The sequence below is a fragment of the Alcaligenes sp. SMD-FA genome, from assembly GCF_025960365.1.
In the GTDB taxonomy this organism is placed as follows: domain Bacteria; phylum Pseudomonadota; class Gammaproteobacteria; order Burkholderiales; family Burkholderiaceae_B; genus Alcaligenes; species Alcaligenes aquatilis.
Map to the genome: position 1 here is coordinate 1475907 of NZ_CP110108.1, position 19686 is coordinate 1495592.

Below are 19686 nucleotides of genomic sequence, written 5' to 3' on the forward strand. Positions count from 1 at the left end.
TTGAGATGGCTCAGAGGGTGCTATAGTGCCCGCTTTGCCGCGTTGGCGGCGACTCGACCCAGGCGGGCCCAGGCCCACTACACGATCAGGAACAACCATGAGCAATGCGATTAATTTTGACCAAGGCAACTACCGCTTCATTCCGACCGGCGTGACCCGCTTTTCGGGCGGGGTGGCCGCTCAGCCCGGTTACGAGATCTGCCGGGTCGTGTTTTCGGCTCCCGTGCCACTGAAAGAAGGCTTTGACCTGATTCAAGCCGTGCTGGAAGCGGAAGAGCGTCCTTTGACGGCCTTGTGCGCTTGCGAGCTGCGCTCCCCCGAGCCAGTCAGCGACAGCGACTTCAACAAATTCAATGAGCTGTACCTGGAAACGCTGAAAGAGTGGGGCCTGATCAAAGGCAAACACAATCCGGTCGCGCGCAGCAATGTGTCGCCTTTGGTCGGTGCGCCTGCCGAGCCTAGCTTTTATGCCTTCAGCTATACGGTGGAAACCGATATTGAAGAAGCCACCTTTGTGATTGCGGGCAGTTGCGAAGTGCCCGAAACCCCCGATGATGATATTGAAAGCATTGTGGCTTATCGGGATGTATCGCCTGACGGCCTACTCAAGAAAGCCCAATGGGTTCTGGATGAAATGGAGCGTCGTCTGGAAGTGCTGGGCCATGAGTGGGCCGATACCACGGCCACCCATGCTTACACCGTGCATAATGTGCACCCCTTTATGGCCAGTGAGTTGGCCAGGCGCGGGGCGATTAGCCATGGTCTGGGCTGGCATCTGGCTCGTCCTCCCGTGAAGGATCTGGAGTATGAAATGGATTGCCGTCGTATCTTGAACGAGCGTGTGCTGACCATTGATTAATTGATTCACCCTTAAAAAAACAGGCCCACGCTTGCGTGGGCCTGTTTTTTTTATGCTCGGCTATACGCCGCTTCAGACGCAGAGCGTTGATAACGACGGCGTACGATCAAGCCCCATACCAACCCCAGGATGGCCGATGCCAGGGAGCCGCAGAGTACGCCCAACTTGGCTGCATCCAGCAAAACAGGCTCGGCAAAGGCCAGGTTTGCGACAAAGATGGACATGGTAAAGCCGATACCAGCCAGCAAACCGATCAAGGCGACACCGGACCAATTCATGCCAGCCGGCAGGGTGCACAGGCCCAGGCGCACGGGTAGCCAGGTGCCTAGCAAGACCCCCAAGGGTTTACCCACAATCAAGGCAATAGCCACGCCAAACAGGGCACTTTGCGCGCCGGCGGCATTCAGGTCCAGACCATTGAGGCTGACCCCGGCATTGGCCAGGGCAAACACAGGCATGATGATAAATGCCACCCATGGGTGCAGCAACGCGGGAATGCGCTGGACCGGAGGCAGGATTTCACGCTGGGCTAACTGCATTTTTTGCAGGGTATACATGATTTCATGGGTATCGTGCTGGCTTTCCAGCTTGGTGGCCAGCTCCAGATTCAGGTGTCGTGCCTTGCGTGGCAGGGGCAGGGCACGTACCGGGCTCATCATGCCCAGGACCACACCGGCCAAGGTCGGGTGAGCACCGGTTTTGAGCATGCCAAACCATAGAATGGCGCCGGGAACGACGTAGGCCCAAGCCGAACCGATGCCCATTTTTTGCAGACCCAGAACAGCCACAATGCCAACACCGGCAATTAGAAAGGCGCTGTAGTCCAGTCCGCCAGAGTAAAAGAAGGCAATGATTAGGATGGCAATCAGGTCATCAATAATAGCCAGCGCCAGCAAAAATATCCGCAAGCTGGGGGGCAGGGAACGGCCCAGCAACGCTAATACGCCAACGGCAAACGCAATATCGGTAGCCGTAGGAATGGCCCAGCCCATCAACACTTTTGGATCGGGGTTCATGGCCGCATAGATCAGCGCGGGCAGGGTAATGGCAGCCAGGGCGGCACAGATAGGCAGCATGGCCGAGCGCCAATCAGACAGGGCCCCGTCATGGATCTCGCGACGAATCTCCATCCCGACAACCAGGAAAAACAGGGTCATCAAAATGTCGTTGACCCAAAAATGCAGATCTTGCGAGAAACGCCATGGGCCCAGCTCCAAAGTCACTTGTGTGTGCCAGAGGGCTGAATAGCTATCGGAAAATGAGGAGTTGGCCCAGATCAAAGCCACGGTAGCGGCTAGCAATAAGACAACCCCGCCCAGGGCTTCGATATGCAAAAGCCGCTGTAATTGCGCTTGAAGCTGGCGGGTTACGACATGGGCACGCGGTAAGGGCGTACCGGAGGAGGGGTGGGACATGGTCGGCAAATCTCCACAAGGCGGCCCGACCTTGCGTATATGTTTAACCTGCCCTGCTGCACCATGCCAGCAAAACACCCTGCGCAATTATAGGGAGGGAGTTTCTTTAAGGCAAACGTCAGCTTGAGGCAGTGTCAGGAGTGATATGCAGGGGAATAGTGACTGGGCCATCGTTGGTCAGACTCAATTGCATATCGGCACCAAACACGCCGCACTGTGTATCAGGAAGGCGGGTGCGGGCCATGGACACCAGTTCATCAAACAGGGGTTGGCTAAGGGCAGGGGGCGCCGCACGGCTGAAACCGGGGCGATTACCCTTGCGCGTGTCTGCAGCCAAGGTAAATTGGCTGACCAGCAAAAGCTGGCCACCCGCTTGCAACAGGTTCAGATTCATCTTGCCCTGTTGATCGGAAAAAATGCGCAGGGCTAATAGCTTGTCCAGCAAACGTCTGGCTTGCTCGCTGGTATCACCGTGTTCAGCACAGACCAGCACGGCCATGCCAGCCCCAATCTTTGCAACGGTTTGGTTTTCAATATCGACTTGGGCCTGCCGTACCCGTTGAATCAAGGCAATCATAGATAGTTCACGAAGATCAGTGGCCGACAGCTTTGGAGAACAGATTCACAATCAGTACGCCCACCACAATAAAGGCGATACCGATCATAGCGGCCAAATCCAGTTTCTGCTTGAAAAGCACCCAGCCGATCAGCGAAATCAGCACAATGCCTACACCACTCCAGATGGCATACGCCACGCCAACAGGCATGACGCGCAGGCTAAGCGACAAAAAATAAAACGCGCCTGCATAAAACAGCACAGTCAATACGCTGGGTACGACAAGGGTGAACTGCTCAGAGCGTTGCAACAAGCTGGTGGCAATGATCTCGAAGATAATCGCGACGAATAAATGCAGGTAGGCCAGGCTTACAGGAGTCATGGGAAATTAAGGTTGAAAACTGAACCAGCCAGGCAGCAGCAGGACGCTGGCCCATAAAGCGGCTGAAGCCCAGGAGGAGATATGAAAGCTGACGGGTGACATGGCGCAGGTGCCCGCAATTAATGGAACCGTCGAGCGCAAAGGGCCCACAAAACGACAGGCTACGATACTGAACCACCCCCAGCGAGCAAAAAACGCTTGTGCTTTTGCATACAGGTGCAAACGCTTACGCGCCCATTCGAAATGGAACAGATTACCGCCGTAGCGCTGGCCCAGATAAAAGGAGATGGCATTGCCGATGCCTGCGCCCAGAGTGACGGCCAGCCAGACGGGCAGCAAATCCATTTCGCCAGCGCCAACCAGCGCACCGACAGATAAAAGGATAGCGGTACCTGGAATGATGAGCGCCAAAAAGGGCAGAGACTCAACCAGGCACAGCGCAAATACGGCAGGCGCAACCCATTGAGGGTGCGCGCTGATCAGCGCTGTGGCTTGTTCGGCAAAATTGCTTAAAGTACTTAGCATATCAACCAGAAGGAAGGGACAGTCATGGCTTGTCCTTTAGTTCAGGGGGAAACTCAGAATCAGGCGGTCTTTGTGCTGCAAACCGTCCTCAAACAGCGCTTCGTCGTAATGGTGCAGGAAGTAATCGGGTTCAATCGCCACAATCCGAAAACCGGCGCGTTGATAGAAAAACAGCGGGTAGCCTATTGTGCCGGTGCCGACAAACAAGGTCTGTCCACCTTGTTGGCGCACATAATCAATCACGGCTGACAGCAGCGTGTGACCCAGTCCCTGACCTTGATGCGAGGGCAAAACAGCCATGTTCATCAGTTCCCAGTCCTGGGCATTGTTGCGCTGCAAAATCGCTGCGGCCACAATGTGTTGCTGATCCCGGATGCACCAGGCGTGCGGCGTGTCCCTGTAGCGTTCAATCAGGCTTGTGCTGGGGTCAGCCCCCAGGAGTAAAGCCATGGGTAGGCTGGAACCATGAATCTGTTGCACTTGTTCCGGCTTACTGGGCTGGCTCATGAAAAATCCCCGTCCACGTAAAACCACTGGCCTTGCTCAAGGACAAAACGGCTGATTTCATGCAGACGATTGGCCCGGCCATGCAAACGGTTGCGTGCCACAAACTCTACAATCGCCTCTGTGTCGGAAACACGCTCATGGCGTCGCACGTCCAGGCCCAGCCATTGCAAACCCCGTGGATTGGGTTCCAGTGAATGGGGGCGGGTGGAGCAATGCCAAGTGGCCAGAAGGTAGTCCAGATCGTCGCGTACAAACGCGCAGTAGCGTGAACGCATCAACGTGACGGCATCGGGAGCTTGCAAGTATTGGGGGCCTTGATGCCATGGGCCGCAACAGGCTTCGTAGGGGTTGGAATTGCCACAGGGGCAGGAAGGTTTTGAAGAGGAATACTTTTTCAAGAGCGTAACTGCCAAGACCAAAGAATGGCACAAGCATACCTGAAAGCCGGTATTGGCTTATGGCCCCCCGCGACGAAAAGTAACTTTTTCAAGGCGGCGGCTTCTCATGCCTGGGGTGTTCGAGCTAGTACGAGTACTGAAGCTGTGTAATTGGTATTTCTGACTGCCGAAAAGTTCCTGCTTGCCTTTGTGGTGGCGACGTTGCGATTGTCCAAGTCTTGCTGCTCGCCCATGTGTGCACCATAAAAAACCCGCCCGCAAAAGCGGACGGGTCACAGGCATGCTCTTGGCTACGTCGAACTGGCTTATTTAGCCGCGTCGATACGCTGTTGCATGCGCTGGGCGCGCTCTTTGGAGCCGGGGTGCGAGCTCATCACGCTGCTCTCGCCGCCGTCCAGGGCTGCCAATTTTTCAAAGGCAGAGACCAGGCCTTGCGTCTTGAGCTTGCGCTCGGTCAGCAGGTCAAAGGAGTAGTCATCAGCAGCGGACTCTTGCGATTGCGAGAACTGAGCGTTCAGGAATGCTTCGGACAGCTCGCCCAATTGGCTGGAGTTCAACTGAGTCACCACACTGTTACCAGTCGCGGCGGCCGCATCACGAGCGGCGGACAGACCGTAGGCGGTTTGCATGGCTTTCTTGCTGTGGCCCAGTTCAACATGACCCATTTCGTGACCGATCACGCCGCGCAACTCGTCGTCGTTCATCTTGTCCATCAGACCGGCGTAAACACGGATACAACCGTTAGCCATGGCCCAGGCGTTGACTTCCTGAGTCTGGTAAACCTTGAAGTTTGGTGTTTGGCCGTTCAACTGTTTCGTCAATGGTTTCACGACACGTTGCAGGCGTTTGTTGTATTTGCTGTTGGCGCTGGCCACTTTGTTTTCAGCGTCCATCTGCTTGCAGGATTGATCAGACAAAGCGACCACTTCCTGATCAGACAAGCTGAAAGCCTGAACAGCCTTGCTGCCAGCACCCACCAAGCCACCCACATCCATAGTCTGACAGCCTGCGGTCAGGCCAGCGACGGCCAACATGGCAGCCAACGCACCCATACGAAAAGTCATGGATTTCCCCTTCTACTTATAAAAAAAGAAGCGATTTTAATGATTCGACAGTGAAGGGTCTGTATATAAAACAATATTTAACAATTATTGCTGCCGCCCTTGCGCGCAGATAAGAGGTGTAGGCGAGCACGATAAGCGAGGTTAAAGCATTTTAATCCAAGATGATATTTATGCTGGAATGCTTGCCGTGGGACGCCCAGAAGATAAGTCCCATTCGGAGGTAAACGCTAATGTAATGATTAGGTACCAGTGTTACTATTTACTTCACAAAACGAGAGGGAGACAAGGAAATGAGTAAGAAAATCATGGTGTTGCTGGGAACACTGGTACTGGCGGGGTGCGCGGCTCACACCCAGGGCGAACGTGGTCCGGGCGCCCAAATGACACAGAACTGTGCACCGATAGATGAGTCAGGCGTTGCCGCTTTGTTTGAACGTTGGAACCAGTCTCTACAAACTGGCAAGCCTGACGTTGTTGCTAAGAACTATGCAGAGCGTTCGATTCTGTTGCCCACACTGTCTGGAGTAAACCGCGTTAGCACGGCAGAAAAAGTAGACTACTTTGAACATTTTCTGGCCGCCAAACCGCAAGGCAAGGTAACGGACAGACAAATCACCCTGGGCTGCAATATGGCCGTGGACTCGGGCCTGTACACGTTTCATATGGGCAGCAGCGGTAAAGACGTAGGCGCGCGTTATACCTATACGTATCAGTGGAACGGCCAGGACTGGCTCATCGTCAGCCACCACTCCTCACTTTCGCCTGTTGATAAATAAGCGCTTTTCAAGCCTGGGTGACGTGCTCAAATAGCACCAAACCCAGGTTTTAAGCTTGCTGCTGGCTGGACGCCAAACGGCAGAGAACAAGCAAGTTCGGCATTATCATTATTTGTGTAGGCCGACGCTGGCAAGGGGAATGGGATGGTGCCCCCCCCGTGAGTCGAACACGGCACCAACGGATTATGAGTCCGCTGCTCTAACCAAGCATGAGCTAGAGGGGCAACAAGTCCGCAATTATTACATAAAGTCCGTGTTTATGCCTAGCGAAGCTGCGCGCAACGCAAGAGATGGGGGCGTCTGGGAAGCCAACCGTATTTGCTCGCGATTGGTAGCACCTTGTTGTTTATCCTCGGAGGACAATGGGTGCGTCTGAAATCCAGAGAATAATGATGAAAACACTGTTTTTAGCCCTGACCCTGACATCCATTCTTTCTGCCTGTGCTGTTCATACCCCCAGAGGTTCTGTCATTGTGGATCCAGATGGGCACGGCGGATATGGACAGCGCCACTGTCCACCCGGCCAGGCGAAAAAAGGCAATTGCTAAGCAAGCACTTCAGCCGGCATTTTTATTTGCGTTGATAGCGCTTGCTACCTGTGCTGGTTTCGCAATAGCGGCCCCCACGCGGGCCCGTGCAATAGGTGCCACTGGCACATGTGCAAGCGCTGTTTGACAGCAGCGTTTGTGGAGCCGATGGCGAACTTCGTCCTGTTGTACCGATGTACGCGGGGCAAGATCGTTTACTGCCGCTGGCAGAACCATCACGGCATACAAAAACCTCCCCCTCGCAATGGGAGATACCGCCTTTTTTGCCTGAACAGGGGGTATTTCGTGCCTGTGTATCGAGAGGTAGCAGTGCCATGATCAGGCACAGGAACAAGCATTTCATTTTTGTCTCACGCGCCAGGGACGAGCTTGAACCCCCGATGGTTTTGCCATAGAAAGAGCGTTGAAAATACATTTCTTTTTGTGCTCTGCTGTAATAGCTATTTTATTTTGGATGATGTCATGCGAATCGTAATGCTTTTCCCCGCTTTATTATTAGCCGCTTGTCAAACGATGGCGCCCACTGAGGCAGTTGGCAGCCAAGCATGGTTGGAACAGGTGGATCGCCAATTGGCTGTTTCAGATGGCCAAGGCCATGGTCCTGATTATGGCTCGCAGGAGTGGTGCAACGTGGTCCATTTTCGTTTGTACGGGAAAGCTTCTGTAGAGCCCGTACCTTGCGACCAGGCCTGGATGGAGAAGGTCGATCAGGAAATGAAAAAGCGTTAGGCCGCGCCACGCCGGGTAGGCCGCGCAGTCAGTGGCTTATGACCGGCGATAGTATTTCCGGTGTTCCACCATGGTGCCGATAATTTCAATGGCATGCTGGTCGCTGCGAATGGACGGGTAGTCTTCGTTCAGCGGCACCAGCTCAAAGATTTCTTGCCCGCCTTCATCAATGCACAGGAGGCGGTATTTCTTGAAAGTGGCTTCTTCTTCACTATTTTTGGCGACGACATAATCACCGGGGCGGGGCGTGAGCTCGCAATCAACAATAATTCGGTCGCCTTCCTTGAAGTCCGGCAACATGGAATCGCCCTTGATCTGCAGAGCAAAAGAGCGCTCGGACAGGCACAGATCTGTCAGCAGATACTCTACCTCTTCAAACGTGAAGTTCTGGCCCGGGTCTCGAAAGACACCTGCCTGCACATAGTTGAGCAGGGGAATGCGCCGCTCGCCCATCATGGCGTTTTGCACGTTGGAGTCAAAATCACGCTTGGCACCATAGCCATAGCCTTGTTGATCCAGGCTATGTGCTTCCAGACCCACTTCTTTTTCTATGGCGCGCGCCACTCGTTCGCCAATGCTGCGCCCGCCGTTGTAGGTGGATGACAGGTACTGGGCCAACTGCGCCCGTGTGCGCCCAATAGAGCGCGCAAAGTCAGCCGCGTTGCCGTGAGCGCGGTCTTCAATTAGGCGTTGCAGGTTTCTGCGGCGAATCGAGTAAATATCCATATTCAACATTAAAACAAGAAAAAACTAAACATTGGTTTAGATATTTCTTTTCTTTACGTTTAGAACTATCTATACTCAACACATGAACGCTAAACACATCATCGAAGAAATGGGCGGTCGCCGAGCCGTACTGCGTATCACAGGCTTGAGCAAAGGCCGCATATCTCAATGGGAGAAGGCCGGTGTCATTCCTCGCGTTTGGCAACTGGTGTTCCATCACATGAACCCGGTGGTGCCTGCCCCAGCACCCAAAGAAAGTTATAGAAATATCTAAGCATTCAAGATGGGGGTGGCTTGTAAGCCGAACCTGACAGATCGGCTGTGTCATGGGGTGACACAGTTTTTGTGCCCTTGGGGCATTGCCTATTAATCGGATGTTCTTGGCCTGTTGGGGTCAGGGGTCCTGCTGCGCGCCACATGTTTGCAAACAGATCTCAGGCGTGTGGCATTTCATTCCGGGATGCCATGAAAAAACATATTGAAAGCCACTGGCCGCAGGCGATGGGGTCGCCGCCCAAGCAGCTTGTGTCAGAACCAATCGCTGTACAGCCTTTGCCGTTGCTCAGGCAGGTCGTGCCGAAGGGCCAAGCCCTTGTCCGACTGGCTTATCGCCCGGGCATGCCGTCTTGTCACCCAGCCCGACAGAAACTGGGAGTGCAGCCTGTGTGGGCTTGGGCACAGCAGAACGTAAAACAGGATGGAGCGTGCCGATGAGCAATATGCCGTGGTTTCGTGCCTACACCGAGATGGTGGATGACGAGAAGTTGCGTCTACTGGCTTTTGAGGACAGATGGCACTACGTCGCCTTGCTGTGTCTGAAGGGGCAGGGCGTGCTCGACAGTGGGGACACCCTGATGCTGCGCAAGGTGGCCGTCAAGCTGGGTCTGGACCTGCGCACCTTGGATGATGTTGTGCGTCGTTTAAGCGAAGTGGGCTTGATCGACCCAGAGACTTTGCAGCCCTTGGCGTGGGACAAGCGTCAGATGAAATCTGACAGCAGCGCAGAGCGGGTGGCGCGCTTTCGGGCCAGAAAAAAGCAGGAACAAGACGGTAAGGAGGGCAGTAGCGTGCCCGTAACGTTACCGAAACGGACAGGTAACGCGCTAGATAAAGAGACAGATAAAGAAGGAGAGACAGAGACAGAAAAAGATAAAGAAAAAACAAATGCGCGGCGCAAGGCTCCGGCGCTGGAGTTCTCTGCCTGGCCTGCTGAACCCAGTGCAGAAGTGGTCGCGGATTATCTGCGTCATCGTCGCGAGATCAAAGCTCCCTTGACGCAAACTGCCTTGAATCGCCTGGGCGCCGAGGCCCACCGGGCGTTGGAGATGGGTTACAGCGTCGATGACTTTCTGGCCGAGTGCATGTTGCGTGGCTGGCGTGGGGGCAAGGCCAGTTGGCTGGAAGGGCGTAATGAGTTCCGTGCAGGGCAAGCATCGGGTTTTGACCCCCTGGCCTATGTGAACCGTCATCGGCAACGCGAGGAGATAGACGATGTCATCGATGTCTGATTTTTCTAACCCCTGGCTGCTGCGTCACACCAAGCTGGAAGGCATCAGCCTGATGGACCATTTGTACAACCGGCTCAATGGCATTTATCCCAACAAATTCCGCTCCAACTTCCGTGACAAGCAAGCCATTGAAGACTGGAAACAAGCCTGGGCCGAGGCCTTTGATGAAGAGGGCGTCTCGCCCACGGATGTGGCAATGGGCATCAAGAATTGTCGCCGCATGTTCGATTGGCCACCCAGCTTGCCGGAGTTCTTGCGGGCCTGCCGTCCTCAACTGGAACCAGAGACTGCCTTTTTCCAGGCCGTGCGTGGCATGCAGGCACGGGTGCGAGGAGAAATGGGCGAGTGGTCGCACCCGGCGATCTATTACGCGGCAATCAGTATCGGGCAGTTTGATTTGCTGAATCAGGCTTACACGCAGCTGGAGCAGCGTTGGCACAAAGTTCTGGGCGATCAACTGGCCAAAGGGCAATGGCCAGAAATCCCGCCGCCCCGATTGGCTTTGTCTTCACCACAAGACAGAGAGCAAGGCCGTCGGGAAGGACAGCGACGCGTACGCGATCTGGCCCAGGTTATTTCAGGCGACAACAACAAGGACCCGCGAGTCTGGGCGAACAGGATCCTGGCGCACCCCCAAGAGCGTTCTCTGGCGGTGCTGAAAATGGCTAAAGCCGCCTTGGGCAAGGAGTGAGTTATGGATCTGACAACACCGCTTCATCAAAAAGTGCGTAGGCCTATCACCGGAACACCGGCCCATCGCTACAAGGAGCTACGGGTTTTGCAGCAGCGCGGACAGATCAGGCAATTGGTACAGCAACCATCCTGGAGCCTGGTGCCCCGGTTTTTCAGCCACCTGATGCCTGCCAGCAGGATTTGCTACATCGCGGACTTTGCCTACACGGATAGCAGGAGCGGCCGTCGCATTGTGGAGGTAGGCCGCCATACACACAGTCTGTTTCAAGGTATCAAACGTGTCTTGCTGACCTGGATGCACGGCATCACCGTCCAGCGTGCCTGAAGGAGGAGTACACATGACAATCAAAGCAGAAAACAAACAGGGCCTAAGCGGCGATGATCTGCTCTGGAATTGGGCCCGCTGGTGCTGGTCCGGGCAGACCGTGGGCAATATGGAGCGCTACGTTCCCTGGCAAGAGGACTTTCGGCCCATACACCAGGACCATGCTCTGGCGGTGGATGCCTTGTACCAGCGCCTGCCGCACTATCAAGCCATGGTCATACAGGCCGAGTACCCACGCAAGAATGCCCAGTACGGCCATCTGACCGCCAGCGAACGTCAGGCCACAGCCCGTTTGTGGATCAAAAAGGTGACTGGCGCGGTCCTTCGGGATGAAGATTACCGCCGCCATTTGATGGATTTCAGAATCACAGTCGAGAAGGAGATTTTGCGGTGAAGTATGCAGCCGAAGTCATAGACCTGTTAGCGGCCTATCCGGGACGAGAGTTCCGCATGATTCAGATTGTGCGGCATGTCAGCAAAGGCATGGATCTGTCCACTGCACAACGCAACGCCATGCGCGAAGGCGTTAAGCGCGTGCTGGTGCAACTGCAGGATTCAGGCCAGGTGGACAAGATCAAAGAGGGTGAAACCTCTGCCTTTTACGCGTGGCGTTGCAGTCTGCAACATGGCCCGCTATGAATCTGTAAGCACAATTGCAATAATGGGCGTGCAAAGTTGCGTCCAATGCAAACGAAACAACCCCGAGCAAGAAATTGCGGCGGGGTTTTTTTATGTTCCGCACAAGGAGCCACTTTGTTTTTTGATGAACTTACTTGATCTCTGTATCGGCCTGCTTGTCCAGACCAGGAAACGTACCGCCATGAGCTATGCCCAAGACGATTTTTATACGCTGATTACCAAAGCGGCCGAGCCGCATACGGTGCTTCGTGAGCCTGTAGAGGAGGGGCAGTTACCTGCGATGCCTTATCTCCTTTTCTCCATGACCCAGGGTCATCCTGGCCCTAGCCATCACGGACGGGTTAACGAGGCTGGTATCCGCCAAGTCAGCGCGCATTATCAGGCACAGCTTCAGTTGCGCTGCTTTGCGACGGATAGCTGGAACATTCTGGAACGTGTTCATCTGGCATTGGAGTCCGAGTCTTTGCAGGCTCTCAGTGAGGAGCTGAACATTGCTGTAGTTCGCGCTGTGCTCTCGGAGGTGGAACCTGACCAGGCTGAACAGGGGCAAGCTTATACACGGCTGGATCTGGATGTCCTGTATACGGCCAGCATGGATGATGAAGTGCATGTGATTGAGTTTGTGGAAGTGAAAGGGGGGCAGCCCCCTGCTTGAGTGACCAGGCAGGCCTGCCCGGGCCTGTTTTCTTGAACGTGTTTTTTTAGCGCTTTAGCCACCGATCCAGGTGGTTTTTTCTTTTTGGAGCCACCGATGGCAAAACTATCTCGGATCGCCAACGTAGATATTGCGTTGCGTACGACCGCAATCAATGAACAATCTTTTTCCGACATGCTGATTCTGGGCAGTCATGTGCTCTCGACAGCACGCGCCATGACCATTACCGGTGCGGATGAACTGCTGGACATGGGACTGCAAGATACGGATCCTTTGTACTGGGCTGCGCGCGATGCTTTCGCACAGATTCCTGCCGTTCGTCAGGTCTTTATTGGCCGTCGTCAGGTTGACGAGCTCAAAGTTTCGGTAAGTCGTGCTGTGCCTGATGCCAACTACCGTGTCCAGTTGCGCTGGCGTGACGAACAGGGTCAACAGCTGGATGCGCAGGTGTCGTACAAGGCGCTGGAAACAGACACGGTGGCAGAAATTGCCTCGGGTTTGGCTAGCGCGATTGCACAAACGGCTGCTCCTGTGACGGCGACTGCAGCCGAAGCTGTGGTGACTGTGAGCAATAAAACGGTGGGTGCGGCCCTGGCGGTTCAACTGCAAGGCAATCTGGCCATGCAGGTGGTGCCCGGTACTGAGACTGTGACCCAAGCTCTGTCCTCGATCGCCAATAGCCCCTTTAATTGGTATGGCCTGGTTATTACCAGCCGTGCCAAAGAAGATGTGCTGTCGGCTGCCGCCTGGACCGAAGCCAACGAGAAACTGTTTGGTACGGCTTCGGCTGATGCGGGCATTATTGATCCCGATTCGAGCGAGGATTTGGCTAGCCAGTTGCAGGCAAAACAGTACTTCCGCAGCTTTGGCATTTACAGCGCAGCAGCCGCAACGCAGTACCCTGAAGCCGCGTTGATGTCCTCCATGTTTACTTACTACCCCGGTCAGGAAACCTGGGCACTGAAGAAGCTGGCAGGTATTGCCTACGACGAACTGAGTGAAGGCCAGGCTTTGGTGGCACATGGCAAGAACTTCTCCACCTTTGAGCCATTCCGCAACTTTGCAGTTACCCAAGGTGGTTTGACGGCCGCGGGAGAATGGATTGACGTTATCCGCTTGCGTGATGCCTTGGTCGAACAGATCAAAGTGTCGGTGGTCTCGGCCATGATCAATGCAGATGGCAAAGTCGCCTTCACTGACGATGGTATCCAGATGATCGGCAATGCCATCCGTGCTCCTTTGGATCTAAACGTGCGTCGTGGTGGTATTGCGACTGAAGAGCTGGACGAGAACGATCGTATTGTTCCCAGCTACACCCTGAGCCTGCCACGCAGCAGCCAGGTTCCTTTCAACGACAAGGCGAATCGTGTCTTGCGCGACGTGTACTTCACTGCTCGCCTGGCTGGCGCCATTCACGTGTCCGAAATCAAGGGCAGCTTGAGCTACGCCCTGTAATCCAGGCGCATAAGTTTCCCTTTTTGTCATAAATCCAGCCTGGTTTAGTGCCAGGCTTTTTTCTTTGGGAGCCTGAAATGGCCTATGAATTGAAAAGCTACGATTCCAAGCAAGTTAAATGTGTTCTGGGCGCGCATACCGTCACGGGCCCAGCTGATGACACTTTTATCAGTATTGAACCTCAAGGTGACGGTGTCAGCAGCTCGGTGGGGGTCTATGGCGATGTATCTCGCTCGATCAGTCATGATCCCCGTCACACCATCAAGATCACCCTGCAACAGACCAGCCGCTCCAACGACGTGCTCTCGTCCTTGTGCGATGTGGATCGTCTCTCGGGCGGTGCAGGTGCATTTCCTATCCTGATTACGGACCTGCGTGGCAGCACGCTGTTTACGGGTATGGCCTGGGTGCAAAAGAAGGCTAATGCCACTTTTGCCAAGGGCATCGGTAGCCGTGAGTGGACTCTGGAAGCGGTGGGCGGCTTCACTAACGGGGGTAACGACTGATGGCACGCCCTGTGGAGGTGACAGTCAACGACACCATCTTCTTGATCACGCCGATGGATGCGTTTGAAGCGCTGGAGGTTTTTGGTGATTTGCAAAAAGACCTCTTGCCAGCAGTGGGGGAGTTGCTGTCTTTGAGTTTGGGAGCGCAAGCGGAGCAGGCTGAAGTGTTGATGTCGGGTGCCATTGAAAAGCTGTCCGAAAAACTGAGTGGGCGTCAGCTCAAGCAGTGGACAGATCGCTTGATCAATGCTGACTCTGTCGCTGTTTCGATGAATGGTCGAGACGTGCGTCTGGATGCGGCGGCGCGTGCGATGGTTTTTAAGGAGTTCACCGATATTCTGGAGCTGTTGTTCCATGTTTTGAAGGTGAACTTCGCCTCCCCTTTAGGGCGTTGGCTCAGCCGTTCTGGTCTGGACCTGAGCCAACTGTCAGCAAACCCGTTGGGAGCTATCAGCCAGAACTCGAAAGAGAGTTCCTGATCTGGCGACCCGTGATGGCCAGCAAAGTAACCGTCGGCGAGATTCGTCGACGGGAAGTACTTTTGCTGGATTTGATCAAGTTAAACCACCTTATGGACGCTGAGGCTGCTGCTATGGAAGCAGCACGCACAGTGAACAAGTAATGACAAATGTCCGTGAAATTGTCGCGAAGGTGCGCAGCCAGGTGGACCTGTCCGACTTGAAGGCGTATGCGCAGTGGTACCAGCGCCTTCAACAGGATGCGGTGGATTTTGCGAAGTTGGCAAAGCAGTCCATCGAGCAAAGCCGCGCCTTGAATGCGCTGGAGCGAGGCGCAAAAAATGCTCAGTTGGCCATGGGAAACCTGGTACGTGGCATTCGTGGGCCTGGGGTGGGTGTGCGCTCTTCGGATCCATCACGTGCTGGCAAGAGCACAGCACCGGGTGCAGCCGGGGGAGCGGCGATTGGTTCCGTGTCCGGGGCTATCAAGCAAACCATCGCCAGGAATATTGGTCTTGATACGGTCAAGGATGTGCTGTTGGCCGGTGACCAGTTCAACCAGGTCCAGGCACAACTGGTAATGAGCTCCCAGGGTGAACAAGAACACCAGTTTGTTGATCAGCGTTTGAGCGCGGATTCCAAGCAAGCACGTCAGCCGTTTTCGCAGAGTGCTGATTTATTTCTGCGCATTCATCCGCTTATGCAAAGTCAAGGAAAAGGGGCACAAGACAGTCTGGACATGGTGGCGGCGACGGGCTTGTCCTTGACGGCAAGTGGCTCGGACCCGCAGCAAGTCAGTGCTTTTATAGCGCAGTTTTCTAAAGATCTGGTCCAGGGAAAGCTGAGCGGTGAAGGTTTTCAGACCATGCTGATCAATAATCGGCGCATGTTGACGTATTTGCTTGATGGGCTAAATAACACCAATCCTGCTTTGGGTGCTACTCGTCAGAATTTGTTTGAGCTGGCCCAGCAAGGCCTGATTACGTCTGACATGATGGTGTCCGCCTTCGGCAATCAGTTAAGCACCATGCGTGGGGATGTGGAAAAGCTACCAGCTTCCCTGGCTAGTTCTTTGACTGAGTTCTCGGACAAGTTGGCGCGGGTCAGCGGGGTGTTGCAGCAACAGACCGGCGTGATCGAGCTGTTGAGTTTCGCCTTGAAGGTGCTGGGTGCTCATCTTGAGCAGATCACACACTTGCTGTTTCTGATTGGAGCGGCTCAGGGGCTGCGCAAACTGGAAGCTGGTATGGGAGCATTGCTTGGGCGTGGGCAGTCCGTAACGCAAATGCTGCGTGGCCTGGCCGGTGTGACCGGTGTGCTGGTCAAGGAGCTGTGGGTCGCTGTTCGCCCCTTCCTGCGCTGGATGATTATTGTGGAAGCCATCAGTTTGGTCGTTCAGGATGTGATTTCCTGGTTCCAGGGAGGAGATTCTGTACTGGGCTCGATTATTGGCCGATCCGAGCAATGGCAAGGGGAGATTGAAGCCGTTCGAGGTGCTTTGGTGTGGGTCAAGGATTTGCTGGGGGGCGGCGCCGAGACAGTAGATTCCTGGATCGAGAAATGGGGGGCGGTTATTACGGTAGTGACCGGCCTGGTGTTATTGATTGGAGGCATTCCGGCCTTGATCGTGACGCTGGTTGTACTGATCCTGAGCTACCGCGACGTGATTGTGAGCTTTGCCAAAGACTTTTGGGACACATTCGTGCTGGCTGCCGAGCAGACCTGGGTCGAGATCAAAGCCACATTCACGCGTATGTTCAGCTGGTTTGAAGAGCAGTTCGCCCAAGTGGGGGCTTTCTTTTCCTCCATGGTGCCGGAGCTGCCAAGCTGGGCGACATTGGATGGCGTCAAGAGTGCGCTGGGCTTTGAAACGGCGACGCCCGTCTCCAGTATCTTCACAAGAGGCCAGTACACCGATAATCGCACCATGATGGTGAATGTGCAGACCAAAGACCAGGCCGACAAGATTGTAGATACCGTAGGGCAAGCAGTGCAGCAATACGGGTTTGCCAACTCGAATCAGGATCTGAGTTTGCGTGCCCCTTATACCGAAACTCCACCTTGAACCTGTTTCTTTTTGCGCCCTGGATGCGCTGAATGCAAACCCGCCGCCACAGAGCGGCGTTTTTTTATGGGGGCTCATTATGGCATTTGTAACCTTGTTATTTGATCTGGCTGGCAAGCAAAGCATGCTGGGCAGTATTCCTTTGGATGCTTTGTTGACCGAGGAAACCGAGTTGACCGCCAGCGTCAGCAAGTATGCGGTGGAAGATGGCTCGGTCATCTCTGACCACATAGCTCGTGAGCCAGAAACCTTGAGCCTGTCGGGTGTCATTACCGCTGCCAGCATTTACACGTTTCTCAGTGGTGGTCGATCCAAGTTGATTGCGGCCAAGGATGCGCTTCGCCAGATTCATGAGCGTCGTCAGCCCATCACTATCGTGACCGGGGCGGATATTTATCAGAACTACGCCATGACCAAGGCAGCGATCACTCGCAAGAACGAAGGTGAAAAACTGGATGTGGTCTGCAACTTTCAGAAGATTGTTGTAGCCAAGTTGCGCCAGGCTGATATCTCTGCTGACAAGGTAGCGCCTTCCGTTCAAGGCAAGGCGGGCCAGACGGGGGCGGCAACTGGCAAAGTCAGTGATACCCGGTCCCAAACTGTGCCTTCCAGCAATCTGAAAGTGCAAACAGGGAGTGGAACATGATTGAAATTCCCTTGGTGGACCAGAACAGCTTCGTGATTGAAGTCAGCCTGGAGGGAGCCAGCTATTTTCTGAGTTTCAACTGGAACAGCGAGGCTCAAATTTGGGTTCTGGGGCTGCAGGATGCCCATACAAAAAGTATTTTGAGTGGCCTGGTGCTGGTACCAAACACACCTTTGCTGGATCAGTTCCGGCACTTGAATGTGCCGCCTGGAGAGTTTGTCGTAGATGTGCAGGATGAAAAACTGCAGTTGACGCGAAGCTCTTTTCTGAGCGGTCAGGCCACTTTCTTTTACTTGAGCAGGCAAGAGTATGGCGCGCTTCGATAGAACGTACAGATTGCTGGTGGGGCGACCTGGAGAACCGGGCTTGGAGATCGCTCCGCCATTGCGTATGAAATTTGAAGTGAGCAAGGATACCAACGAGTCCCCGAACCAGATCAAGATCAGTATCTGGAACCTGAGCCCGCACACCCGCGAGGCTGTTGTGGAGCCCGATAATGTGGTCGCTCTTTATGCAGGTTACGAGCAGGAAGAGGGGGCTTTGCTCCTGGCTTATGGAACCGTGGTGCAAGGGGCAAGCAGCTTTCAGAACGCGGAGATTGTGACGGAGCTGGAAGTGCGGGACGGCTTTGCTCAAATTCGAGACACCGTTGTCAGTTTGGGCTGTGGTGCCGGCGTTCGGGCCAGGCTGATCATTGAAGACATTGCATTTCAAATGGGCTTGTCATTGGTGATGTCTGAGGATGCTCCGGATCGGGTCTGGCAAAACGGCTTCAGTTTTTATGGGGCTGCCCGAGTGGCCTTGCATAAAGTCGTGCAGGGAAGCGGGCTGGAGTACTCCATACAGAACGGTGAACTGCAGGTTATTGAGCGTTGCGGGGTAACGCCTCGCAAGGGTTTTGTGCTGTCGCCGGAAAGTGGCTTGCTGGGTAATCCCGAGCGGATACGGCAGAGCGCCAAAGAAAAGGCGGACAGTAAAGGGAGCGAAAAGATCAAGTCCGAGCGTCAGCAGGCCGATGGTTGGCGTGTCACATCGTTGCTGCTGCCCAGTTTGAACCCTGGTGATCTGGTCAAACTGGAAAGCCGTCAGGCGGTGGATTGGTTCCGGGTGGAAAGTCTGAAGCACTCGGGTGATTGGGATGGTTCCGGTGACTGGAAAACCACGATGGAGCTGCTGGATCGCCATGCTGCGCCTAAAGAGAAGGACGGCTCATGAATCAGCTCATTACGTCTATTTTGTCTGATATTAATGTTTGTCTGCCTGGCGTAGTGCAGGCTTACGACGGCAGGACCGTGACTGCAAAACCCGCTTTGCCCAAGCAATTGGCCAATGGTCAAACCTTGGCTGCACCGTTGATCGTTGCAGTACCCGTGTGCTGGCCGATTGCGGATGGGGGGCAGGCCATGATTACGGTCCCCTTGAAACCTGGCGACCCTGTTGTTCTGCACTTTTCCCAACGTAGCTTGGAAAACTGGCTATCGGGCTCAGACCAGGCTCCCGATGATCCCCGTCAATTTGATTTGAGTGATGCCTTCGCTACGCCAGTGATGCGTCCTGGCCCGGTAGCAGATACGGAAAACCTGACAGTGCAGTATGGGCCCGGCTCTTTGAAGCTGGCACCCGACGGCAGTTTGACTGTGCGAGTGCCTCGTCAGCATGTCATTGCCCAGGAAACCATTTTTGATAGCCCGGTCACGGTTAATGGTTTGTTGACTTACACGGCAGGTATGGCCGGCTCGGGGGGCTCAGGCAGTTCAATCAGCATCAGTGGTGGTGCCAGTTTTGAGGGGGGAAAGATTATGCATAACGGCAAGAACATCGGTTCGGACCATCGTCATAGCGGGGTGCAAACCGGTGGTGGCACGACGGGAGGGCCAGTGTAATGACATGGGATTTGCAATTGAATGGCCGTCATGATTTGGCGCTGTCTTCAGCGCAGGATCTGGTTCTGATTGATGGTGCTGCGCGAATTCGTCAGCAAATTACCGTCACCTTGCTGACTTTTCTGGGTGAGTGGTTTCTGGACCAGAGCTGGGGCGTTCCCTATCTGGAAAAAATCATGGTCAAGGCTCCTAATCGGGCCGAGATCGAAAATATTGTGCGCGCCAAAGTGCGTGCCGTCCCCGGTGTGATTGCTGTGCCCATGGTGCAGATTGAGCTCAATGCCATTGCGCGCCGAGCCCGGATCACATTGCCTGAAATTCAAACAGACGCGGGCCCGCTTACGGTCACCGTCACCCAATAGGATTTT

Annotated in this window: 27 protein-coding genes and 1 tRNA gene; 19 read left to right on the forward strand and 9 right to left on the reverse strand. The window is 54.5% G+C overall.

The window, feature by feature from the left end:
- The first annotated feature begins 97 nt into the window (after positions 1-97).
- Positions 98-859: a hypothetical protein gene (locus OKX01_RS06750; protein ID WP_094196249.1), complete on the forward strand. Its 762-nt coding sequence runs from the start codon at positions 98-100 to the stop codon at positions 857-859.
- Between the two features lie 50 nt (positions 860-909).
- On the opposite strand, the gene nhaA is transcribed toward OKX01_RS06750, so the two are convergent.
- The 7 genes from nhaA to OKX01_RS06785 all read right to left on the reverse strand — a co-directional run bounded on the left by nhaA (position 910) and on the right by OKX01_RS06785 (position 5706).
- On the reverse strand, positions 910-2274 hold the full coding sequence (gene nhaA, locus OKX01_RS06755) for a Na+/H+ antiporter NhaA (RefSeq protein WP_094196250.1): 1365 nt from the start codon (positions 2272-2274) through the stop codon (positions 910-912).
- A gap of 118 nt (positions 2275-2392) precedes the next feature.
- On the reverse strand, positions 2393-2851 hold the full coding sequence (dtd, locus tag OKX01_RS06760) for a D-aminoacyl-tRNA deacylase (RefSeq protein ID WP_264672665.1): 459 nt from the start codon (positions 2849-2851) through the stop codon (positions 2393-2395).
- 16 nt (positions 2852-2867) lie between these two features.
- Positions 2868-3212, reverse strand: a complete 345-nt coding sequence (locus tag OKX01_RS06765) for a DMT family transporter (RefSeq protein WP_094196252.1) — start codon at positions 3210-3212, stop codon at positions 2868-2870.
- A gap of 6 nt (positions 3213-3218) precedes the next feature.
- On the reverse strand, positions 3219-3737 hold the full coding sequence (locus OKX01_RS06770; protein ID WP_108727256.1) for a DedA family protein: 519 nt from the start codon (positions 3735-3737) through the stop codon (positions 3219-3221).
- 36 nt (positions 3738-3773) lie between these two features.
- Entirely contained in the window at positions 3774-4244 is a 471-nt protein-coding gene (locus OKX01_RS06775; RefSeq protein WP_264672666.1) for a GNAT family N-acetyltransferase, read from the reverse strand.
- Complete coding sequence (locus OKX01_RS06780) at positions 4241-4642, reverse strand: YchJ family protein (protein WP_264672667.1); 402 nt, start codon at positions 4640-4642, stop codon at positions 4241-4243. Before OKX01_RS06780 ends, OKX01_RS06775 begins: the two co-directional genes overlap by 4 nt.
- 305 nt (positions 4643-4947) lie before the next feature.
- Positions 4948-5706 (reverse strand): M48 family metallopeptidase, encoded by a 759-nt coding sequence (locus OKX01_RS06785; protein WP_108727259.1) that lies wholly within the window; start codon positions 5704-5706, stop codon positions 4948-4950.
- 290 nt (positions 5707-5996) lie between these two features.
- Here OKX01_RS06785 and OKX01_RS06790 point away from each other — a divergent pair, with 290 nt between their 5' ends.
- Positions 5997-6482, forward strand: coding sequence for a DUF4440 domain-containing protein (locus tag OKX01_RS06790; protein WP_108727260.1), 486 nt, complete (start codon positions 5997-5999; stop codon positions 6480-6482).
- A gap of 145 nt (positions 6483-6627) precedes the next feature.
- On the opposite strand, the gene OKX01_RS06795 is transcribed toward OKX01_RS06790, so the two are convergent.
- Positions 6628-6706 (reverse strand) — tRNA-Ile (locus OKX01_RS06795).
- Positions 6707-7492: 786 nt separating this feature from the next.
- Between OKX01_RS06795 and OKX01_RS06800 the strand changes: the two genes are divergently transcribed.
- The gene (locus tag OKX01_RS06800) at positions 7493-7759 is read left to right on the forward strand and encodes a hypothetical protein (protein WP_108727262.1); all 267 of its coding nucleotides are present in this window, start codon (positions 7493-7495) and stop codon (positions 7757-7759) included.
- A 36-nt stretch (positions 7760-7795) separates the two neighbouring features.
- On the opposite strand, the gene OKX01_RS06805 is transcribed toward OKX01_RS06800, so the two are convergent.
- Entirely contained in the window at positions 7796-8485 is a 690-nt protein-coding gene (locus OKX01_RS06805; protein WP_199827875.1) for a LexA family protein, read from the reverse strand.
- 82 nt (positions 8486-8567) lie between these two features.
- Here OKX01_RS06805 and OKX01_RS06810 point away from each other — a divergent pair, with 82 nt between their 5' ends.
- From OKX01_RS06810 to OKX01_RS06885, 16 genes are all read left to right on the forward strand, one after another.
- Positions 8568-8759, forward strand: coding sequence for a Cro/CI family transcriptional regulator (locus OKX01_RS06810; protein WP_264672668.1), 192 nt, complete (start codon positions 8568-8570; stop codon positions 8757-8759).
- A gap of 436 nt (positions 8760-9195) precedes the next feature.
- The gene (locus OKX01_RS06815; protein ID WP_249462042.1) at positions 9196-9993 is read left to right on the forward strand and encodes a hypothetical protein; all 798 of its coding nucleotides are present in this window, start codon (positions 9196-9198) and stop codon (positions 9991-9993) included.
- On the forward strand, positions 9977-10684 hold the full coding sequence (locus OKX01_RS06820) for a replication protein P (RefSeq protein WP_249462044.1): 708 nt from the start codon (positions 9977-9979) through the stop codon (positions 10682-10684). Before OKX01_RS06815 ends, OKX01_RS06820 begins: the two co-directional genes overlap by 17 nt.
- A 3-nt stretch (positions 10685-10687) precedes the next feature.
- Positions 10688-11011, forward strand: a complete 324-nt coding sequence (locus tag OKX01_RS06825; RefSeq protein ID WP_094196321.1) for a DUF1064 domain-containing protein — start codon at positions 10688-10690, stop codon at positions 11009-11011.
- 13 nt (positions 11012-11024) lie between these two features.
- Positions 11025-11405 carry a hypothetical protein gene (locus tag OKX01_RS06830; RefSeq protein ID WP_086061031.1) on the forward strand — a complete coding sequence of 127 codons (381 nt, stop codon included), beginning with the start codon at positions 11025-11027 and terminating at the stop codon, positions 11403-11405.
- Positions 11402-11650 (forward strand): hypothetical protein, encoded by a 249-nt coding sequence (locus OKX01_RS06835; protein ID WP_094196322.1) that lies wholly within the window; start codon positions 11402-11404, stop codon positions 11648-11650. Before OKX01_RS06830 ends, OKX01_RS06835 begins: the two co-directional genes overlap by 4 nt.
- Before the next feature lie 124 nt (positions 11651-11774).
- Entirely contained in the window at positions 11775-12305 is a 531-nt protein-coding gene (locus OKX01_RS06840) for an LIC_12616 family protein (protein WP_264672669.1), read from the forward strand.
- Between the two features lie 96 nt (positions 12306-12401).
- Positions 12402-13760: a DUF3383 family protein gene (locus OKX01_RS06845; protein WP_108727269.1), complete on the forward strand. Its 1359-nt coding sequence runs from the start codon at positions 12402-12404 to the stop codon at positions 13758-13760.
- Positions 13761-13837: 77 nt separating this feature from the next.
- A complete protein-coding gene (locus OKX01_RS06850; RefSeq protein ID WP_108727270.1) occupies positions 13838-14266 on the forward strand; it encodes a phage structural protein in 429 nt (142 codons plus the stop codon).
- Positions 14266-14745: a phage tail assembly chaperone gene (locus tag OKX01_RS06855; protein ID WP_264672670.1), complete on the forward strand. Its 480-nt coding sequence runs from the start codon at positions 14266-14268 to the stop codon at positions 14743-14745. The genes OKX01_RS06850 and OKX01_RS06855 overlap by 1 nt, the downstream gene beginning before the upstream one ends.
- A 142-nt stretch (positions 14746-14887) precedes the next feature.
- Positions 14888-16789, forward strand: a complete 1902-nt coding sequence (locus OKX01_RS06860; RefSeq protein WP_264672671.1) for a tape measure protein — start codon at positions 14888-14890, stop codon at positions 16787-16789.
- A gap of 79 nt (positions 16790-16868) precedes the next feature.
- Positions 16869-17435: a phage baseplate protein gene (locus tag OKX01_RS06865; protein ID WP_264672672.1), complete on the forward strand. Its 567-nt coding sequence runs from the start codon at positions 16869-16871 to the stop codon at positions 17433-17435.
- A complete protein-coding gene (locus tag OKX01_RS06870; protein ID WP_108727274.1) occupies positions 17432-17761 on the forward strand; it encodes a phage baseplate plug protein in 330 nt (109 codons plus the stop codon). The genes OKX01_RS06865 and OKX01_RS06870 overlap by 4 nt, the downstream gene beginning before the upstream one ends.
- Positions 17745-18650, forward strand: a complete 906-nt coding sequence (locus OKX01_RS06875) for a phage protein (RefSeq protein WP_108727275.1) — start codon at positions 17745-17747, stop codon at positions 18648-18650. Before OKX01_RS06870 ends, OKX01_RS06875 begins: the two co-directional genes overlap by 17 nt.
- Positions 18647-19318 (forward strand): Gp138 family membrane-puncturing spike protein, encoded by a 672-nt coding sequence (locus tag OKX01_RS06880; RefSeq protein WP_108727276.1) that lies wholly within the window; start codon positions 18647-18649, stop codon positions 19316-19318. Before OKX01_RS06875 ends, OKX01_RS06880 begins: the two co-directional genes overlap by 4 nt.
- Positions 19318-19680: a hypothetical protein gene (locus OKX01_RS06885; RefSeq protein ID WP_108727277.1), complete on the forward strand. Its 363-nt coding sequence runs from the start codon at positions 19318-19320 to the stop codon at positions 19678-19680. Before OKX01_RS06880 ends, OKX01_RS06885 begins: the two co-directional genes overlap by 1 nt.
- The last annotated feature ends 6 nt before the right edge of the window (positions 19681-19686 follow it).

Bases quoted from the DNA above. Each gene is read 5' to 3' on its own strand.
- OKX01_RS06750 (WP_094196249.1), top strand. From the start codon at position 98: ATGAGCAATGCGATTAATTTTGACCAAGGCAACTACCGCTTCATTCCG.
- nhaA (WP_094196250.1), bottom strand. From the start codon at position 2,274: ATGTCCCACCCCTCCTCCGGTACGCCCTTACCGCGTGCCCATGTCGTA.
- dtd (WP_264672665.1), bottom strand. From the start codon at position 2,851: ATGATTGCCTTGATTCAACGGGTACGGCAGGCCCAAGTCGATATTGAA.
- OKX01_RS06765 (WP_094196252.1), bottom strand. From the start codon at position 3,212: ATGACTCCTGTAAGCCTGGCCTACCTGCATTTATTCGTCGCGATTATC.
- OKX01_RS06770 (WP_108727256.1), bottom strand. From the start codon at position 3,737: ATGCTAAGTACTTTAAGCAATTTTGCCGAACAAGCCACAGCGCTGATC.
- OKX01_RS06775 (WP_264672666.1), bottom strand. From the start codon at position 4,244: ATGAGCCAGCCCAGTAAGCCGGAACAAGTGCAACAGATTCATGGTTCC.
- OKX01_RS06785 (WP_108727259.1), bottom strand. From the start codon at position 5,706: ATGACTTTTCGTATGGGTGCGTTGGCTGCCATGTTGGCCGTCGCTGGC.
- OKX01_RS06790 (WP_108727260.1), top strand. From the start codon at position 5,997: ATGAGTAAGAAAATCATGGTGTTGCTGGGAACACTGGTACTGGCGGGG.
- OKX01_RS06800 (WP_108727262.1), top strand. From the start codon at position 7,493: ATGCGAATCGTAATGCTTTTCCCCGCTTTATTATTAGCCGCTTGTCAA.
- OKX01_RS06805 (WP_199827875.1), bottom strand. From the start codon at position 8,485: ATGGATATTTACTCGATTCGCCGCAGAAACCTGCAACGCCTAATTGAA.
- OKX01_RS06810 (WP_264672668.1), top strand. From the start codon at position 8,568: ATGAACGCTAAACACATCATCGAAGAAATGGGCGGTCGCCGAGCCGTA.
- OKX01_RS06815 (WP_249462042.1), top strand. From the start codon at position 9,196: ATGAGCAATATGCCGTGGTTTCGTGCCTACACCGAGATGGTGGATGAC.
- OKX01_RS06820 (WP_249462044.1), top strand. From the start codon at position 9,977: ATGTCATCGATGTCTGATTTTTCTAACCCCTGGCTGCTGCGTCACACC.
- OKX01_RS06825 (WP_094196321.1), top strand. From the start codon at position 10,688: ATGGATCTGACAACACCGCTTCATCAAAAAGTGCGTAGGCCTATCACC.
- OKX01_RS06830 (WP_086061031.1), top strand. From the start codon at position 11,025: ATGACAATCAAAGCAGAAAACAAACAGGGCCTAAGCGGCGATGATCTG.
- OKX01_RS06840 (WP_264672669.1), top strand. From the start codon at position 11,775: ATGAACTTACTTGATCTCTGTATCGGCCTGCTTGTCCAGACCAGGAAA.
- OKX01_RS06845 (WP_108727269.1), top strand. From the start codon at position 12,402: ATGGCAAAACTATCTCGGATCGCCAACGTAGATATTGCGTTGCGTACG.
- OKX01_RS06850 (WP_108727270.1), top strand. From the start codon at position 13,838: ATGGCCTATGAATTGAAAAGCTACGATTCCAAGCAAGTTAAATGTGTT.
- OKX01_RS06855 (WP_264672670.1), top strand. From the start codon at position 14,266: ATGGCACGCCCTGTGGAGGTGACAGTCAACGACACCATCTTCTTGATC.
- OKX01_RS06860 (WP_264672671.1), top strand. From the start codon at position 14,888: ATGACAAATGTCCGTGAAATTGTCGCGAAGGTGCGCAGCCAGGTGGAC.
- OKX01_RS06865 (WP_264672672.1), top strand. From the start codon at position 16,869: ATGGCATTTGTAACCTTGTTATTTGATCTGGCTGGCAAGCAAAGCATG.
- OKX01_RS06870 (WP_108727274.1), top strand. From the start codon at position 17,432: ATGATTGAAATTCCCTTGGTGGACCAGAACAGCTTCGTGATTGAAGTC.
- OKX01_RS06875 (WP_108727275.1), top strand. From the start codon at position 17,745: ATGGCGCGCTTCGATAGAACGTACAGATTGCTGGTGGGGCGACCTGGA.
- OKX01_RS06880 (WP_108727276.1), top strand. From the start codon at position 18,647: ATGAATCAGCTCATTACGTCTATTTTGTCTGATATTAATGTTTGTCTG.
- OKX01_RS06885 (WP_108727277.1), top strand. From the start codon at position 19,318: ATGACATGGGATTTGCAATTGAATGGCCGTCATGATTTGGCGCTGTCT.